The 14,239-nt window shown below is 54.2% G+C and carries 12 protein-coding genes and 1 pseudogene; 7 read left to right on the top strand and 6 right to left on the bottom strand.

Features of this window, described 5'->3' with window-relative positions; translation table 11 throughout:
- Positions 1-139: 139 nt before the first annotated feature.
- The 7 genes and pseudogenes from lsrA to F8562_RS12815 form a co-directional block, all read left to right on the top strand.
- Positions 140-1,627 carry an autoinducer 2 ABC transporter ATP-binding protein LsrA gene (lsrA, locus tag F8562_RS12845; RefSeq protein ID WP_014839605.1) on the top strand — a complete coding sequence of 496 codons (1,488 nt, stop codon included), beginning with the start codon at positions 140-142 and terminating at the stop codon, positions 1,625-1,627.
- Entirely contained in the window at positions 1,624-2,658 is a 1,035-nt protein-coding gene (gene lsrC / locus F8562_RS12840; protein WP_014226924.1) for an autoinducer 2 ABC transporter permease LsrC, read from the top strand. The genes lsrA and lsrC overlap by 4 nt, the downstream gene beginning before the upstream one ends.
- Positions 2,659-3,651 carry an autoinducer 2 ABC transporter permease LsrD gene (gene lsrD, locus F8562_RS12835; RefSeq protein ID WP_014226923.1) on the top strand — a complete coding sequence of 331 codons (993 nt, stop codon included), beginning with the start codon at positions 2,659-2,661 and terminating at the stop codon, positions 3,649-3,651.
- A gap of 1 nt (position 3,652) precedes the next feature.
- Positions 3,653-4,654, top strand: coding sequence for an autoinducer 2 ABC transporter substrate-binding protein LsrB (gene lsrB, locus F8562_RS12830; protein ID WP_014839604.1), 1,002 nt, complete (start codon positions 3,653-3,655; stop codon positions 4,652-4,654).
- Positions 4,655-4,665: 11 nt separating this feature from the next.
- On the top strand, positions 4,666-5,553 hold the full coding sequence (gene lsrF / locus F8562_RS12825) for a 3-hydroxy-5-phosphonooxypentane-2,4-dione thiolase (protein WP_014839603.1): 888 nt from the start codon (positions 4,666-4,668) through the stop codon (positions 5,551-5,553).
- The gene (gene lsrG, locus F8562_RS12820) at positions 5,550-5,846 is read left to right on the top strand and encodes a (4S)-4-hydroxy-5-phosphonooxypentane-2,3-dione isomerase (protein ID WP_004854408.1); all 297 of its coding nucleotides are present in this window, start codon (positions 5,550-5,552) and stop codon (positions 5,844-5,846) included. The genes lsrF and lsrG overlap by 4 nt, the downstream gene beginning before the upstream one ends.
- Before the next feature lie 238 nt (positions 5,847-6,084).
- Positions 6,085-6,207, top strand: a pseudogene (locus F8562_RS12815) (hypothetical protein); the annotation flags it as partial.
- Positions 6,208-6,246: 39 nt separating this feature from the next.
- Here F8562_RS12815 and F8562_RS12810 read toward each other — a convergent pair.
- The 6 genes from F8562_RS12810 to F8562_RS12785 all read right to left on the bottom strand — a co-directional run bounded on the left by F8562_RS12810 (position 6,247) and on the right by F8562_RS12785 (position 14,057).
- Entirely contained in the window at positions 6,247-6,660 is a 414-nt protein-coding gene (locus tag F8562_RS12810) for a hypothetical protein (RefSeq protein WP_071886347.1), read from the bottom strand.
- A complete protein-coding gene (locus tag F8562_RS12805) occupies positions 6,641-8,107 on the bottom strand; it encodes a PAAR domain-containing protein (RefSeq protein ID WP_089046395.1) in 1,467 nt (488 codons plus the stop codon). Before F8562_RS12805 ends, F8562_RS12810 begins: the two co-directional genes overlap by 20 nt.
- Positions 8,108-8,114: 7 nt before the next feature.
- Positions 8,115-8,807, bottom strand: a complete 693-nt coding sequence (locus tag F8562_RS12800) for a hypothetical protein (RefSeq protein WP_014226917.1) — start codon at positions 8,805-8,807, stop codon at positions 8,115-8,117.
- A gap of 342 nt (positions 8,808-9,149) precedes the next feature.
- Complete coding sequence (ygjK, locus tag F8562_RS12795; protein ID WP_042934418.1) at positions 9,150-11,501, bottom strand: alpha-glucosidase; 2,352 nt, start codon at positions 11,499-11,501, stop codon at positions 9,150-9,152.
- 17 nt (positions 11,502-11,518) lie between these two features.
- Positions 11,519-12,577, bottom strand: coding sequence for a protein YgjJ (gene ygjJ / locus F8562_RS12790; protein WP_042934188.1), 1,059 nt, complete (start codon positions 12,575-12,577; stop codon positions 11,519-11,521).
- Positions 12,578-12,623: 46 nt separating this feature from the next.
- Positions 12,624-14,057: an amino acid permease gene (locus F8562_RS12785; protein WP_032720234.1), complete on the bottom strand. Its 1,434-nt coding sequence runs from the start codon at positions 14,055-14,057 to the stop codon at positions 12,624-12,626.
- Between the last annotated feature and the right edge of the window lie 182 nt (positions 14,058-14,239).

The raw sequence follows: 14,239 nt of genomic DNA, 5'->3' as shown, positions 1-14,239 counted from the left end.
CTTTCGTTGTCCGCTGGTTTTCTTCAAACGATCGAAAGCATAAAACTGTGATCGTTGCACGGTTGTAAATATAGTTCACCGTCTACGCTTTTGAACATTATTAATTTAAAAAATCTTTTGTTCAAAATGAGGCGCGATGATGAAGCCACTGCTTGAAGCTCGCCAAATCGGCAAACAGTTCTCCGGCGTCACCGTGCTGAAGCAGATTGATTTCACGCTGCTTTCCGGCCAGGTGCACGCGCTGATGGGCGGTAACGGCGCCGGAAAATCGACGCTGATGAAGATTATCGCCGGGGTAGAGACCCCCGACAGCGGTGAGCTCATCCTCGGCGAACGTACATTTGCGCGCCTTACTCCCGCCCAGGCCCATCAGCAGGGCGTGTATCTGGTGCCGCAGGAACCGATGTTATTCCCCAATCTGACGGTGCGGGAAAATATTCTTTTTCGTCTGCCAAAGCGGGCGGATACCGAGGCCCGCCTGCAGGAAAAGCTTCAGCAGCTTAGCTGCCAGCTTAACCTTGAGGCGGCGGCCAGCACCCTGGAAGTCGCCGACCAACAAATGGTGGAGATCCTGCGCGGGCTGATGCGCGACGCGCAGATCCTGATCCTCGATGAACCCACCGCCTCATTGACGCCGGGGGAAACCGAGCGCCTGTTTCGCCAGATCCGCTCTTTGCAGGCGCTCGGCGTCGGGAGCGTGTTTATCTCGCACAAGCTGCCGGAGATCCGCCAGGTCGCCAGCCACGTCTCGGTGATGCGCGACGGCGCGGTGGTGCTGAGCGGGGAAACCACGCACTACGGCGACAATCAGCTGATCGGCGCAATGACGCCCGTCAGCCGCGATCGTGCGCTGAGCGACACGCAAAAGCTGTGGCTGGCGCTGCCGGGCAATCGCCGCACTCAGGCGCAGGATTTCCCGGTCCTTAGGGTTGAAGATCTGACCGGAGAAGGTTTTATCGATCTCAACCTGGAGATCCGCGCCGGGGAGATCGTCGGCCTCGCCGGGCTGGTCGGATCCGGGCGCACCGAATTTGCCGAAACGCTCTACGGTCTGCGACCGGCGCGCGCCGGGCGGGTATGGCTGGAAAACCGCGATATCAGCCGCGACAGTACGCGCGCCAGGCTGGCCTGCGGGCTGGTCTATCTGCCGGAGGACAGGCAGGTTTCCGGGCTGTTTCTCGATGCGCCGGTGCGCTGGAACACGGTGATGTTTAACCAGCCGTCGCTGTGGCAGCAGAACAGGCGCGAAGCGGCGGTGGTGGAGCGCTATCACCGGGCGCTGGGGATCAAAATGGCCGATGGCGATCGCCCGGTGCGCACGCTCTCCGGCGGTAACCAGCAGAAGGTACTGCTGGCGCGCTGCCTGGAGGCTAACCCGCTGCTGCTGATCGTCGATGAGCCGACCCGCGGCGTGGACGTTTCCGCCCGCGCCGACATCTATCAGCTGTTGAAAAGCGTCGCCGCGCAAAACGTGGCGGTATTGATGATCTCCAGCGATCTCGACGAGTTCGTTGGCCTGGCCGATCGGGTGCTGGTGATGCATCAGGGCAGGCAGAGCGGCGAGCTGGCGCAGCAGGCGGTCAGCGTTGACCGGATGATGACCCTGGCCTTCGGAGGACAGGCATGAAAACGTTATTAAAGAATCGTGAACTGAGCGCCTTTCTCGCCATCGTGGTGCTGTTTGCCGGGCTGGTGGCGCTCAACCCGGCTTATTTCAGTTTACAAACCCTGGCCATGATCTTTGCCAGCGCGCAGATCCTTTGCCTGCTGGCGCTGGGGGCAACGCTGGTGATGCTCACTCGCAATATCGACGTTTCGGTAGGCTCCACCGTCGGCCTGAGCGCTATCGCGACAGGCGTGGCGCTGAATAGCGGGTATGGCCTGATGACCGCCATCGCCTTCGCGCTGGCGATCGGCGCGCTGGCCGGCGCCTTTAACGGCCTGCTGGTGGTGGGGCTGCGCATCCCGGCGATTGTCGCCACCCTCGGCACCCTCGGGCTTTATCGCGGGGTGATGCTGCTGTGGACCGGCGGTAAGTGGATTGAAGGCTTGCCGAACAGCCTGAAGGCGCTGTCGGAACCGGCGTTCATCGGTATTTCGCCGCTGGGCTGGCTGGTGCTGGCGCTGCTGCTGGCGGGCGGCTGGATACTGTCGCGCACCGCCTTTGGCCGTGATTTTTACGCCGTCGGCGATAACCTCGCCGCGGCCCGCCAGCTCGGGGTGGCGGTGAACCGCACGCGGATGCTGGCATTTACCCTTAACGGCATGCTGGCGGCCTGCGCCGGGATTGTGTTCGCCGCGCAGATTGGCTTTGTGCCCAATCAGACCGGCAGCGGCCTGGAGATGAAGGCCATCGCCGCCTGCGTGCTCGGCGGGATTTCGCTGCTTGGCGGTACCGGCACGCTGCTGGGCGCTTTTCTCGGCGCCTTCTTCCTCACCCAAATTGACACCGTGCTGGTGCTGTTCCGTCTCCCGGCGTGGTGGAACGACTTCATCGCCGGCCTGGTGCTGCTCGGCGTACTGGTGCTCGACGGGCGTCTGCGTCAGGCGCTGGCCCGCCATCAGCGGGCGCTGAAGTACAGCCGCTTTCAGCCCGGTAATAAAGGGGGCAAGCGCGTGGCCCCGTTTCCCGAACGCAAAAACAAAGAGGTGGCGTAAATGAAGCTCAACTGGGAAAGCGCGCTGCTGGCGCTACTGGTGCTGGAGATCCTGCTGTTTGGCGCCCTGAATCCGCGCATGCTGGATCTCAATATGCTGCTGTTCAGCACCAGCGACTTTATCTGCATTGGCATCGTGGCGCTGCCGCTGACGCTGGTAATTATCAGCGGCGGGATTGATATTTCGCTCGGTTCCACCATCGGCCTGTGCGCCATCGCGCTGGGGGTGATGATGCAGGCGGGCTGGCCCATGAGCCTCGCAATCCCCCTGACGCTGCTGCTCGGCCTGCTGTGCGGGTTGCTGAACGCGGCGCTGATTCATTACACCGGCATTAGCCCGCTGGTGATTACGCTCGGCACCCTGTACCTCTACGGAGGCGGCGCGCTGCTGCTTTCTGGTATGGCCGGGGCAACCGGCTACGAAGGCATCGGTGGATTCCCGGATAGCTTTACCGCCTTCGCCAACCTGACCCTGTTCGGCCTGCCGATACCGCTGGTGCTGTTCGCCGTTATCACCTTTTTCTTCTGGCTGCTGGCCCACCGCGGGCGCTTTGGGCGGCACCTTTTTCTGCTCGGGCAGAACCCGCGCGCCGCGCGCTACGCCGCGCTTTCCGTTAACGGGATGCCCTACGCGCTGTATGGCCTGGTGGGCGTGGCGTCGGCGGTAGCGGCGCTGGTGATGGTCTCCTATTTCGGCTCGGCGCGCTCGGACTTAGGCCGCGACCTGCTGATGCCGGCGCTGACCGCCGCGGTGCTCGGCGGGGCCAATATCTACGGCGGTTCCGGCTCGATCGTCGGCACGGCGCTGGCCGCGCTGCTGGTGGGCTATTTACAACAAGGTTTGCAAATGGTCGGCATCCCCAACCAGGTGTCGAGCGCGCTGTCAGGGGCGCTGTTGGTTGTGGTGGTGATGGGGCGTTCGCTGAGCCTGCACCGTGAATGGGTGCGGATGAGCTGGCGGCGTCTTTTCTCGCGTAAAACAATCGGAGCATAAAATGAAAACAAAACTGATCGTGCTGGCGATGGCGCTGGGTATGGCATCGGCCCAGGCGGCGGACCGCATCGCTTTTATTCCTAAGCTGGTTGGCGTCGGCTTCTTTACCAGCGGCGGTAACGGCGCGAAAGAGGCGGGCAAAGCGCTCGGCGTGGACGTCACCTACGACGGCCCGACCGAACCGAGCGTCTCCGGCCAGGTGCAGCTGATCAACAACTTCGTCAACCAGGGCTACAACGCGATTATCGTCTCCGCCGTATCGCCGGACGGGCTGTGCCCGGCGCTGAAGCGGGCGATGCAGCGCGGGGTGAAGGTCCTGACCTGGGACTCCGATACCAAACCAGAGTGCCGTAGCATCTATATCAACCAGGGTACGCCGCAGCAGCTCGGCGGCCTGCTGGTGGAGATGGCGGAAAAGCAGGTGACGAAGCCTGGCGCCAAAGTGGCGTTTTTCTACTCCAGCCCGACGGTGACCGACCAGAACCAGTGGGTAAAAGAGGCGAAGGCCAAAATCGAAAAAGCTCATCCGCAGTGGGAAGTGGTGACCACGCAGTTTGGCTATAACGACGCCACCAAATCGCTGCAAACCGCCGAGGGGATCTTAAAAGCGTACCCGGATCTCGACGCCATTATCGCCCCGGACGCCAACGCGCTTCCGGCGGCTGCCCAGGCGGCAGAGAATCTCAAGCGCCAGGGCGTGGCGATTGTCGGCTTTAGTACCCCGAACGTGATGCGCCCCTACGTGGAGCGCGGCACGGTAAAAGCCTTCGGCCTGTGGGACGTGGTGCAGCAGGGCAAGATCGCGGTTAACGTCGCCGATCGTCTGCTGAAAAAGGGCGATCTTAACGTCGGCGACAGCGTTGATGTGAAAGATCTCGGCGCCCTGAAAGTCGAGCCCAACAGCGTGCAGGGCTATCAGTATGAAGCGAAAGGTAACGGCATCGTGCTGCTGCCGGAGCGGGTGGTGTTCACCAAAGAGAATATCAATAACTACGATTTCTGATGGAGGATGAGATGGCTGATTTAGACGATATCAAAGAGGGAAAAAACTTCGGCTTAGACCGTCCGCAGCAGAATACGCTCTATACGCTGAAGGGCTGCGGGTCGCTGGAGTGGGGGATGCAGTCGCGGCTGGCGCGTATCTTCAACCCGCAGAGCAACCGCACGGTGATGCTGGCGTTCGACCATGGCTATTTTCAGGGGCCGACCACCGGGCTGGAGCGTATCGATCTCTCTATTGCGCCGCTGTTCGAAGAGACCGACGTGCTGATGTGCACCCGCGGCGTGCTGCGCAGTCAGGTGCCGGCGGCGACCAACAAACCGGTGGTGCTGCGCGCTTCCGGCGGCAACTCGATCCTCAGAGAACTTTCCAACGAGTGCGTGGCGGTGGCGATGGAGGACGCGCTGCGACTGAACGTCTGCGCGGTGGCGGCGCAGGTCTATATCGGCAGCGAGCATGAGCATCAGTCGATCAACAACATTATCAAGCTGGTGGACGCCGGCAACCGCTACGGTATGCCGGTGCTGGCGGTAACCGGCGTGGGCAAAGAGATGACCCGCGACGCCCGCTACTTCTCGCTGGCCAGCCGCATTGCCGCCGAAATGGGGGCGCAGTTCGTGAAAACCTACTTTGTTGAGGAAGGCTTTGAGAAAGTCACCGCCAGCTGCCCGGTGCCGATCGTCATCGCCGGGGGTAAAAAGCTGCCGGAGCAGGAGGCGCTGGAGATGTGCTGGCGGGCGATCGACCAGGGGGCTTCCGGCGTGGATATGGGGCGGAATATCTTCCAGTCCAGCGCGCCGCGCGCGATGCTGAAGGCGGTGAAAAAAGTGGTGCATGAGAACCTGAGCGCCCGCGAGGCGTATCAGTTCTGGCAGGAGGAAAAACAGGGAGAGCTGCAATGAACGTAACGCTGGTGGAAATCAATATCAAACCGGAACGGGTCGACGAGTTTCTTGAGGTGTTCCGCGCCAACCACGAAGGGGCGCTGCAGGAGCCGGGCAATCTGCGCTTTGACGTCCTGCAGGACCCGGAGGTGAAGACGCGCTTTTTTATCTATGAAGCCTATATCGACGATGACGCGGTGCTGGCGCACAAGAAAACCCCGCACTATCTGGCCTGCGTGGCGAAGCTGGAGGCGCTGATGTCGCAGCCGCGGCAGAAGCGCAGCTTTATCGGCCTGCTGCCGGAGGTGTAAGACGAGCCCTCACCCCGGCCCTTTCCTGAAGGGCTGAGGTACCCCAGAAAAATGAAAAGCACGGTGAAGTGCGATCTGCTGGTTGCGCTAACAAAACAGCAGAGACTTCATCGTGCATTTATTACAGTCTGCCAGAAGCGCTTTTCCACATCTCTACACGGTATCCATTCCTTCCGTACTAATGTGCTTACTGATATGGCTACGGCTTGTTGTCATGTCGACTTTTTGACATACGGCCACAGGATGGACAGGCACGTTTACGGCCATCGATCCGGCTATCGTTATTCTCGGTAACAGGCCGCATTCGCCAGTGGCGACATATAGATGGATTGTCGAACAGATTTATGGTGCACTGAAATAACAACGAAAAAATGAAAAGGGACTCAACAGAGTCCTTTTTTTAATTATAAACTGCTTGCAATATAAACCCTACTATCATTGTAGGTATGGAAATAATCCATAAAACTGCTTCTATTTTAAAACCAATAGTCAATTTTTTTGGTAAATTGTTTATATAATCATATTGTTCTTTTGTCATATCATGATTGGATATTTTATTATATGGCAATGTTAATGTTTCTATAATGAATCCAATTTTTGCAAAATATGCACCTGGCGTGACTATTAAACTAGCCTCTTTTGCTAATGCTGCTGTTATTGGTAGCCGTGAATATTTATTAATATAAAGCGAAACGATTTTTCTGTAGGCAATCTTATTAATAAATGAAATTATCATAATTAATAACATGCCAAGCATAGAAAATGCCACCAGATAAACAATGAAATTCGGATTGCTATTTAAAAATTTTCTCATAAAGAATATCCCCTCCAAAAGATTCACCTAAATCTTCTGCTCCTCCTTCAACTAGCTTTGCTGCTCCTAGCGAAGCTCCCACTCCTGTAACTAAACATAAGCCAGCGCCTAATGCGCCAACTTCAGAAGTTACTATTCCCAGTATCCACATACAGGCTCCACGGGCAGCCCATCCACTTGCACTACCAACAGCAGCACTTCCAATTTGCTTAAACCCAAATTTACTATATTCAGTAATAGCTGCCTTACGGCATTCACTTTCTCGCCCCTTCGAACATGCATCATAAACATTTGAAGTATAACTTGCAAAATCTAAACCTATGCCCACATACCCTACTGTTTTCATAATCTTCATAAGTTTAGCTGACTGTTCAATATATGTTGCATATCCTTCTATATTATCAACACCTGTTCTATCCCAGCGGTGCATAATAGATCTTGTTGACAAGCCTAACGCTCTTTTAATGCTCTGATATTCGCCTAAGTTTAACTGTGCTTTTGAGAATTTAGTTAAAACCAAATCAAGTTGTTTGAATAACCTTGTCCTTTGACCAAAAAACTCTTGACCTGAAATAATACCTCTGTTGCGATTGTAAGTGTTTTTATATAAATCTTCAATCTCAACCAAAATTCTATTGATTTCATCATAATAACTTTTTCCTATTTCACTGATATAGCCTAATCCATCACCAGCTTTACCTAAATTATCGGCAAAAAGCTGATATGAAAATGCATCTACCGCCCCTCTGTTATCATGCAATAACTTTGCTTCCTGAACTGTCAGAGGGGCCAATGCTGCATCAATTCTGTCTCTTGCTCGCTGTAGCGTCTCAACCTGTTCTGGTTCCTGCTTTTCAGGATCCACCACGATTAATATCGAACCAGGCTTTTTCTTCATTTCTGGATTCAGTTGATAATAGAGTTCTCGTGTTCCCGCTGGAGGCGTAGTGAAAAGATACGGTTCATATGATGCGGGAGTCGCGCCATAGGGCAGTACGCAAAAGCCTGCATCTACGGGGTCACGCTTTTCCTGCGGTTTTGTAGGCGCTTCAGCAAGTTCTACAACGGGTGTAACGGGTTTTGGTGCTGGTGATGATTCTGATAATGATTGTGAGTGTATGGGTGAAGTGGGCCGGGTAGCACTCGCAGTACTTTTAATAGTTTCAGATTCATATCCATAAATACAATCAGTAAAAGAATTTATAAAATAGCATTTGCAAGCACATGTCCCTCTGCTATGTGCAGTTCCAGCTGCTGCAACGCCATGTATAAAATAATTAGGTATGCCTCCCGCAATATGATATATTTTTTTATCAACTCCACATATATATTTATCACCATTACGTGCTGTGGCCTGACCGTGTATAGAATGATTATCACATCCTTCTATAATACTACCACCACAGGTTGTTCTATTACCACGCACTAAAAAATAGCCAATGCCCATAATGACCTCATTTAATCAAAGTTAAATTTTCTGGATTATTAAAAATCCAGTTGTTTTTCCATGTGGTAATATATTGGCAGTCTTCTATACTGTTAGATTCAATTAAGCTTAAATTATTGTATGCAAGTAAGGCTTGTTCCTGAATGATTTCATTATTCGAACCTGCAAGGAATTCAGTATAATCTTTAAAATCTGCAAATCTTGATTTCCAGTATTTTTCAAAGTGTTCTATGACGTTTGATGGTATTCTTAATATGGCATGACCATTTTCATTTGCTACAGCATTGGAGTTATAAGTAATCGGAATCGTAACCTGTACAAGATGATGTCCTGAATACATTAATTGATTATCTTTATTAGCCCAAAAACCTGCACTCAGCAATACATTATAATCTTCACTTTTTTTAACACGCTGATTATGAATCATCATTTCTTTAATGTTAAATTCATTCAGGGAATAAACTGCCCATTTTTCACTGAATTTTTTCTCCAGATGTATACTGTATATTGTAGCTTCTATTCTGGATAAAAATACCATTACCCCCTCTAAATTTGCATTGTATTTTCTCCAAAGTGGCTCTAACATTTTTTCTTTTTTGTTTGTATTGCTGTTATATAGATCAACAACGCGCCCTGGAACCCATAATTCGTGCTGACATATATACTGATGGATGTTTTTATCTTCCTGGAGAAAGTACATGCGTGATTCACCACTCTAATGAAAGACTGAACATCACACATTTTTATAATTAAATAATGCGGTCGTGATCACATAAATAATAAAAGGAATCTGAATTTCTTCAATGAAATTCAGACCAGGAATTCATATTTAGTTAATAATTATCTGGTGAATGATTCAGCGAAACTTTTGATGCTTAACTAGCATTTCAATTTCTTTAAGCCCATTAACTGATAACAATAAATTTAAAGCTTATCTTTTTACTCAGTGAGTTATAACAAGTCCGCTATTAAATTATAGTCAATGATTTTGAATACCCCTCTCCCTGGGGGAGAGGGGGAGGGTGAGGGTGAGGGCAATATTCTATGGCTTACGGAAAAACTCGTTATACAGCATGTACAGATGCGCCGCGCTCCAGGAGAAGTTCGGCGCGCCCTGCTGAGCGCCGGTGAGCGGATTGTAGTTCTCCTGAATCGGGCCATCGGAGGTTAACCCCCGGGCGTGCCTGAAGAAGGCGTCCGCCAGCTGCAGCGCCTCTTCGCGGTGGCCGTAGCGCTCCATCCCTTTCAGGCCGAACCAGAACTGGTCCACCCACACGCGGCCGCGCCAGTAAATATCCGCGCCAAACGCCGGATTCGTTAATGCGGCGGTACCCAGCGGTACGAAAGTATTGAACTCTTTGTTGTCCAGCATCACCGAAATGACGTCATCGGCATGCGCCTGAGTGGCCGCGCCGTTGAACAGCGGCGACCAGCCCTCCGGCCCTTTGCCGCGCTCGACGATCGGCTTACCGGCACAGCCGTTTGCCAGCGGCTGCGCTTCAATGCGAATGTCGTAATAGAATTTGCTCTGCGGGTCGAACATGCAGGTGTTGATATAGTCGGCGAGCTTTTGCGCCAGCGCCCGGTAGCGTTTTGCCTCCTCCGGCTTGCCGAGAAGGGTCGCCATCTCCGCCAGATAGTGGTTGTCGCTGTACATATAGCTGGCCTGATCGACCGACTCCTGCAGCAGCGAATAGCCGAGCAGATTGCCGCTTTTATCCCGGTTTTCAGCAAATTTCACCGTCCAGTCGCTGCGTTTTCCGCCGTCGGCGATGTATTTATCCAGCTGATCTTTATCGATAAAGCCGAAGACCGCCGCGTCGTCGCGCCCCGACTCCCAGGAGGCGGCCACCTGTGCCGGGATCTCCAGGCTGTCGTAATCGCCCTTCGCCGTCACCTGCTCGTAGGTTTTCAGGCCGGAAAGCGTCCGTTCTTTATCGCCCTTTTTCACGGTAAACAGCATCGCGCCATCGGCGGTGTTGTGCGCTTTATCGCGGGTCGCACCGTACTCCGGCACGCCGTTGCCGTTGTGGTCGCGATTGCGCAGCCACCAGTCATGGTAGGCCACCAGCTTCGGGTACATTTCCACCAGCCAGGCTTTATCTTTCGTGACGTTATAGACTTCCATCACCGACCAGGCCGCCAGGCTCGGTTTGGTATTCCGCTCGTTCCAGTTGCTGCCGTCGCCGCCGCGCTCCGGGCTCAGGTTCCAGGCGATCAGATCCGGAATGAACCCGGCATCCTGCGGCCGCACTTTATCGTCGGCGGCAATCTGCCAGGAGAAGACGGCGCGGATGTTCTCTTTCGCGATCTCCGGGTTGAAGTGGGCCATGGTGTAGGCCTGCTTCCAGGTATCCCACGGCCAGGTCTGGTTGCCGGAGAACCAGCGCCCGGTTACCGACGGCGTGACGGTGTTGTGCTTAACGGCGCCGCCCGGCGCGCGCCAGTTGCCGTTAAGGGTTTCGATCGCTTTCACCGCCACCCGGGTTTGCTGCGCCGTGGCATCAGGATTGGTCAGCCCCTTTTGCAGATAGCCGTTCCAGCGCGCCTCGGAAGCGCGCAGATAGTGCGCCGGTCGCGCCAGAATATCGCGGATTTGCGCTTTCTCAAGGCGCACCTGCTCGGCGTTCAGCAGGTGCGAGTAGGTGGTATAGAGCGTGGTCGAGCCGTTGATTTGCGCGCTACTGGTGAATCGATGGCCATCGATTTGGGTGACCGTCGGCAGGGAGCGATGGATCTGATACTGCGATTCGCCGGAGGTCATTAAATCCGATGCGGAACGGACTTTACCGAAGCTGACCGTCAGTCCGTCGTGGGTCGCGCTCAGGCGGCGCTGATAGTCCGGGAAGGCCTGGTCGATGGTTTGCGTTGACTGCGGTTTCCCCTCTTTGGCGGAGAGCGTCTCCAGCAGCTCGCCGTCCCAGACCAGCTTAAGCGGACCGCTGCTGGTGATTTTAGTCTCCAGTAAAGAGGTGTGCGCGCTGGCAAAGCGCAGGGTCATCTCGATCTGTACGCCGGGCGCGGAGAGCGTTTGCACCAGCGCCCCGGGCAGGCTCCAGGCCTGCATGGTGAAGGCCACTTTTTTGCCGTTCTGGTACACCGTCAGGCGATCGAAATAGGTCGCCATAAAGTTGATGTACTCCTCGGTGAGCAGCGCTGGCCCCGGAAAGCTGCCCATGGTGGCTGGACCGTCCGGCAGCAGATGCCCATGCCATGCGCCCAAATCGAAAAACGGGTTGAAACGCTGGTGGTCGTCGCCATCGAAATCCTGCATCGCCTGCGGCGCGCCGCTGCGGTTGATAACATTTTTAAAGTCATCCGCGGTCAGCGCGTGGGCGGAAAAGCTTAGCAGCAGGGCGCAGGCCAGCGGCGTCAGAGTGGTGATGATTTTCACGGTATTGATATCCCTTTTTACCAATAGAAATATTGCATCAGGAAAACCTGGTCGCTCGGGTCTCCGGAGGCGTTTTTCATGTAGAAGCGGCCGTCCGCGGCGGTCGCGAACCGTCCGCCGCCGTATTCGTACCAGATGCCGAACTGCATAAACGAGGTGGTTTCCTCAGCGGCGCGATCCGGGCGGTGTTTGGCGTAGCTATAGGCGGTAGAGAGATACACGCCCTTGAGCGCTTCATACATGGCGCTGGCCATAAAGCCGGTCTCCGTTCCCGGCACGTTTTGCCCCCTGGCGCGCCCGGTATGGTGCCAGGCGCGGGCGGCGAGGTTGGGGGTGAGAATACCGGTTAACAAGAGCTGACCGGTACCGTCGGTCAGCTCAAGACCGTTCATCCAGGTGACCTTTTCGGCAATATCGTACTGGACGTAGCCGTTGACCATCGCCGGGTAGGTATATTTATCGTCGTAGCGGTCGTATTTGCCGAAATGGAGCCACGCTTTGCTTTCATCGTGGTGCCCGGCGGGCGTGGCGGTCACGCTGTAGCGAAAATCTCCCGCCAGGTTCTGCACCTTGAGCGCGTACATAATATCGCGCGTATTGGGGATCACGTAGCCGAGGTCGGGTGTGAAATCGCCCCACCACTGCAGATCGTCGAGCGATGAATCCTGGCGCAGGCTGAGCATAATCTCGGTGCTGCTATCGGTTTTATATCCGCCGTAGAGGCGGTTTATTCCACCTTCAAATCCGCCCCAGCCGTGGTCCGGTACCCAGGCATTCCCCTGACGATCGGCCTGGACCGTCCAGCCTTCGCCATAAATTAAGCCAAACCAGCTGCCGTGCTTTATTTCCAGCCCGCCTTCAATATAGGTGCCATCGCTATATTTATGTTTATCCTCGCCTTCTAAATCCATATATCCGCCGACCCCCAGTTCACCGTAAAAACGATAGGAAGTGGTGCTCAGTTCAGGCGTTTTCATATCATCATGTTCCGCCGGGTGAGCAACATCAGCCGCTATGGCAGGTGTGCAGAAGGCCAGGGCGGCAAGCGCCCCGTAAATCAAGTTATTATTTTTCATCGCATTATTAAGAGATATTGTAATTTATTATTTTAGGGAAAATGGCTTATGACGCGTCGGAAGCCGGCGCCGCTTCAATTATTTTTTCTTCTGCCGTTAATCCCTTCACGTATTTGCTGTATTTCCACCACGCAAATCCGAGGAAGATAACAATGCCGCCGACGTTATAGAAAATAATGGTCAGAATATTGCCGCCGGTGGGAAAGGTTGAGGCGACGAAGCCGATAGCGAAAATAACAATCAGCATCGAGACCACCGTAATACCGGTGGTGCGTGAGCCCATTTTAAAATCGCGCGGCAGATGATCGAGCCTGCGGCGCAGGTTGAGATACGCCAGCATGATAAACAGCGGCGGCAGCATCGAGGCGGCGGCGGTCATGTTGATGATGGTGTTCATTAAATCCTGCACGGTACTGGAGCCCATCATCGGGATAATCATCAGCGGAATCACAATCAGGAACTGGATCCACGCCGCGCGCGCCGGTACGCCGTTTTGATTGAGCTCGACGGTTTTTTTACCAAATATGCCGGCCGGGATTTCGGAGAAAAAGATTTTGACCGGCGTCGCGGTCCACATTAATAACGAACCAAACATGGCGGTAAAGGAGACCAGGCCGACAAAACGGTTGACCACGATTTCCGGCAGGCCAAACCAGACCGCCATGCCGTGGAAGACCTGTACCGATCCGCCGGTATATTTCAGCTCTTTACTGCTGATAAACACGTTAATCAGCACCGAGGAAATGGAGTACAGCACGCCAATCACGATCCCGGCGAGGATAATGACCTTAACAAATGATTTCGAGCCGCCTTTCACGTCATTGACGTACACCGCGACGGACTCCGCCCCGCCGGCCGCCATAAAGATCCATGTGGTGATGCCGAGGAACGCCCAGTTAAAGTTCGGGATCATTGCATCCACGGTAATCGGATCCGCTGGCTGAATACCGCCCACCAGCGCGCTGCCGGAAAGCAGAATGTAGGAGAGCGTCAGCAGCAGCATTAACGACGAGGTCACCGAGGTAATAGGACCCAGCATTTTTGCGCCGTTGGTGGACACCCAGGTCGACAGGGCGAACAGTGCCATGCTCAACATCGTGGTGGCCACGGGCGTCAGAATGTACTCGTAGCCGAGGAAGGCGTAGGAGGCATACGCGATGACCCTCGGCAGCAGCGAGGTGAAAAAGAAAAGATTCACGAACCAGTAGGTGTAGGCGGTAATAAAGGCCCAGCGCCCGCCGAGGGAGCTTTTTACCCACGCATAAACCCCCGCTTCGGAGTTTTTATTCAGCGAAACGAATTCCGCGATGATCAGGCAGAAAGGAACGAAGTAGAGCAGGGTCGCGAGGAAGAACATGGGTGCCGACGCCAGCCCCAGCTCAATATTGTTATTGATCACGTTGTTAAAACTGAAGACGGCGGCGAAGGTCAGCGACAGCAGGCCGAACTTGCCGATGGTATTACGTTTGATATCAGACATAACACATCTCCACACATTGTCCTTCAGAGAATGGCCGAAGGGGATTGTGTTGTTTGTAGGGTAGAGGTAGTTAAGTATTGTGGTTAATTTTAGTAAAAATTTTAGTAAATAAAAGCGGTAAAAATGAATTGCTTTAACTCGATCACGAAAATGGTTGAGCGCGAGATCCCGGCTGGCGGGTA

Source organism: Klebsiella sp. RCJ4 (genome assembly GCF_009025755.1).
Taxonomy (GTDB): Bacteria; Pseudomonadota; Gammaproteobacteria; order Enterobacterales; family Enterobacteriaceae; genus Klebsiella; species Klebsiella michiganensis.
The sequence above is the reverse complement of the archived record's forward strand: the minus strand, read 5'-3'. Positions and strand labels throughout refer to the sequence as shown.